Origin of the sequence: Mesorhizobium sp. M1A.F.Ca.IN.020.06.1.1 (assembly GCF_004023265.1) — a bacterium.
Classification (GTDB): domain Bacteria; phylum Pseudomonadota; class Alphaproteobacteria; order Rhizobiales; family Rhizobiaceae; genus Mesorhizobium.
Genome location: NZ_RZSR01000691.1, coordinates 1 through 3,314, shown reverse-complemented (window position 1 = coordinate 3,314; position 3,314 = coordinate 1). Strand labels below are relative to the sequence as shown.

3 protein-coding genes and 2 pseudogenes are annotated in these 3,314 nt (G+C 63.6%); 1 reads left to right on the top strand and 4 read right to left on the bottom strand.

Annotated features, from left to right (window positions below; all coding sequences use genetic code 11):
- The 3 genes and pseudogenes from EOA60_RS25140 to rsfS form a co-directional block, all read right to left on the bottom strand.
- Positions 1–650: pseudogene (locus tag EOA60_RS25140) on the bottom strand (hypothetical protein); the annotation flags it as partial.
- 147 nt (positions 651–797) lie between these two features.
- Positions 798–1,280 carry a 23S rRNA (pseudouridine(1915)-N(3))-methyltransferase RlmH gene (rlmH, locus tag EOA60_RS25135; RefSeq protein WP_095782611.1) on the bottom strand — a complete coding sequence of 161 codons (483 nt, stop codon included), beginning with the start codon at positions 1,278–1,280 and terminating at the stop codon, positions 798–800.
- A 61-nt stretch (positions 1,281–1,341) separates the two neighbouring features.
- Entirely contained in the window at positions 1,342–1,719 is a 378-nt protein-coding gene (gene rsfS / locus EOA60_RS25130; protein ID WP_059189846.1) for a ribosome silencing factor, read from the bottom strand.
- A gap of 241 nt (positions 1,720–1,960) precedes the next feature.
- On the opposite strand from rsfS, the gene EOA60_RS25125 reads away from it, so the two are divergent.
- A complete protein-coding gene (locus EOA60_RS25125; RefSeq protein WP_095799736.1) occupies positions 1,961–2,812 on the top strand; it encodes a mechanosensitive ion channel domain-containing protein in 852 nt (283 codons plus the stop codon).
- 5 nt (positions 2,813–2,817) lie between these two features.
- Here the strand turns inward: EOA60_RS25125 and EOA60_RS25120 are convergent.
- A pseudogene (locus EOA60_RS25120) lies at positions 2,818–3,252 on the bottom strand (MFS transporter); the annotation flags it as partial.
- Positions 3,253–3,314 lie beyond the last annotated feature (62 nt).

Here is a 3,314-nt window from a genome sequence, read left to right as displayed (position 1 = left end):
GCCTCGAGCAGCATGGTCAGTCGTTTCTTTTCCGCCGTCTGCTCGGTGACTGCAGCGGTAAGCCGCGCGCGTTCGGCCTCGATCGAGGCCGTCACCCGGGTCTGTTCCTTGAGATCGGCGAGCAGCCTGTCGGTCTGCTGGCGCAATTCCGGCACCACGGCGCCGAGCAGGATGGCACTGCGCACCGACGACAACGCGTCCTCCGGCTTGACCAGGATCGCCGGTGGCGGATTGAGCCCCATGCGTTGCAGCGCGCCGAGCACCTCGGCAAGTACGTCGCGCCGCGCCACCAGCGAAGCGTGCAGCTTCTCTTGCTCGGCCTTCAGTCCTTCCAAGTTGGCGCCGATGTCCTCGATGTCCTGGCCGAGCTTCTGCTCGGTCATCGCCGACTGGATCAGCGCCGCACTGATCGAGGCATGGTCTTTCTTCACCGTCGCGACGTCGGCGGCAAGCTTGGCCAGCCGCTCGGAGGACAAGGAGATTTCCTTGGAGACCTGCTCGTATTCGACCCGGCTCTTGTCGGGGTCCGGTGCGACATCGAGCGAATTTTCCGCGGCCATAGCCGGCCCGAGCGCGATCAGCGCGGCGACTAGTGTCAAGCCGCAGCGGCTGCGCCAGGCGCGCGTTCTCGAATTCCAGCCTTCAGACATCAGGCCTCGACTCTATCCGCCGCTTCGTTAACGAACCATCAACCATGTTGGAGCACCCGCAACAACCGTGACGTCGGTTCATTGAGGCGGAAATCGGTGCAAGCGGACGTGATCCCCAGCTTTCGGGGTCACAGCGCGAACGATGACTCACGAGCGGTGATAGGGATGCCCGGCAAGGATGGTGGCGATGCGATAGAGCTGTTCGCCGAGCATGACGCGCACCAGCTGATGCGGCCAGGTCAGCGCTCCGAACGACAGCACCAGATCGGCCTCTTCGCGCAAGGATTTGTGATGGCCGTCCGCGCCGCCGATCGCGATGACCAGCGCCTTGCGGCCGCTGTCGCGCAACTGGCCAATGCGGGCCGCTAGGTCCTCCGAGGATAGCGCCTTGCCGCGTTCGTCGAGCAGGAACAGCACGTTGCCTTGCTGCAGTTGACCCTGCAGCTTCTGGCCCTCCTCGCGGCGACGTTCGTCGGCGCTCTGGCCGCGGCTCTCGGGTGTCTCGACAATGCCGGCAAATTCCAGCCCGACCGCGGGCCCGCTCTTGGCGAAGCGCTCGAAATAGCGGTCGGCGAGCTCTCTCTCGGGGCCGGTCTTCATCCGGCCCACGGCATGAACGGTGATCTTCATCCTCGCCTCGGCGAGCTCTCGATCGGCGCCGGACCGGAACGGTCACGGCCCGCGATACGGCTCAGTGCAAGGTCTCTTCCTCGAGATCCGGCGCCTGCCACATCTTTTCGAGATTGTAGAACTCGCGGACTTCGGGACGGAAGACATGGACGATGATGTCGCCGGAATCGATCAGGACCCAGTCGGCGCTGGCCAGCCCTTCGACGCGCGCCATGCCGAGACCGGCATCCTTGAGCGCCTTGAGGAGATGGTCGGCGACAGCCGAGACATGGCGGTGCGATCGGCCCGATGCGACGACCATATAGTCGCCGAGGCTCGATTTACCCTGGATATCGATTGAGACGATGTTTTCGGCCTTGGAGTCTTCCAGACTGGCAAGGACTGTCTTGATGGCGAGGGAGGCAGCATCGCTTCCGCTGATCCCGGCCGGCGAAGGCACGATATCGGCCTTCTTCCGCAGTGCTGTTCTCAGTGTGTTTCCTTTCCCAATAAGAACAACCAAATCACCCGGCAAATCAGGTGACCCTGCTTAGATAGGCAGAGTTCCATTGCAGTTTCAAGACGGGCGCACTCTCAGGGCGGCCTCGGCAGGCCGGACAGGCCCTCGGAAGGCTGAAAAGAGCGGAACCCCTGCGCGCCGCATGGGTTATCGGCACACCGGACAAAGGGGATTCCCAACCATGCCAATCGACCCGCAGAGCGCCCTCATCACGATTCAGGCCGGGCTTGCGCAGCTCAGCTCGCTGATAGTCTCCTATTCCTTCTCGGCAATCGGTGCTGTGATCCTTCTGGTTGTCGGCTACCTCGTTGCCGGCCTTGCCGAGCGATCGATCTATGCCGGGCTCGGTCATATTCACGGCTTTGACGAGACGCTGCGCCACTTCTTCTCCCAGGTCGTCCGCTACGGCATCCTGATCCTTGTCGTTATCATGGTGCTCGGCCAGTTTGGCGTGCAGACGGCTTCGATCATCGCCGCGATCGGCGCTGCCGGTCTGGCGATCGGCCTTGCACTGCAAGGTACGCTGCAGAACATCGCCGCCGGCATCATGCTGCTTGCGCTGAGGCCGTTCCGCATCGGCGAATATGTGGAGGTCGGTGCGATCGCCGGCTCGATCGAGGAGATCGGCCTGTTCGCGACCAAGCTGCGCACTGTCGAAGGCATCTACATTCTGGCGCCCAACCAGACGCTGTGGAACCAGCCGGTACGGAATTTCACCCGCAACGGCGTCAGGCGCACCGATATCAGCTTGAGCATCGGTTCATGGAACGACATCGACCGCGGGCAGAAGACGCTGCTTGCCATCGCCAATGCCGAGAAGCGCATCCGGCGCGAGCCGGCGCCGATCGCCTTCATCGCAGGGCTTGGCGAGAGCACGGTTTCACTGACCCTGCGCTACTGGACTTCCGCGGCCGACTATTTCGCCACCCAGATCGACTTGACCAAACGCGCCAAGCTGGCCTTCGACAACGAGGGCATTTCGATCCCCCTGCCGCCGCCCGAGATACCGTCCCCGGAAGTCCGCAAGCAATAATCTCGTCAGTCCTTGGCCGGCTTTGCCGGCTCCTCCGGCGCGAAGGCGAGCTCCACCGGCAGGGGCGTCTGCGCCGACATCGGCGCGAAGCTGCCGGTTGCGGCAGCAGGCATTGGTCGCGCCGCAAACACCCGCCACAGCACGAACAGGCAAAACGCGGAAGCGATGGCGATGCCGACATAGATGAAGGTCCCGGTGCCGAAGACGGCGGAAAGCGCCGTCACGATGCCGGGTACGATGAAGCCGGACAGCGACCAGGCAAAGAGCAGCGAACTCGACAGCGCCAGCAGCTCTTCCTTCCTGGCGCGATCGGCGGCGTGGGCGCTGGACAGCGAATAGATCGATTCCGATGCACCGTCCCAGATCAGATAGATCGCCACCAGGGCCATCAGCGCGCCGCCGTCGAAGGCGATGGCGAGCAGGCTCGCCGCCACCGCCAAGGGTTACAGCCAGGCAGAGGTGGCGCTGCTCTTGTCGGCGATGCCGGTCGGCACGCTGATCC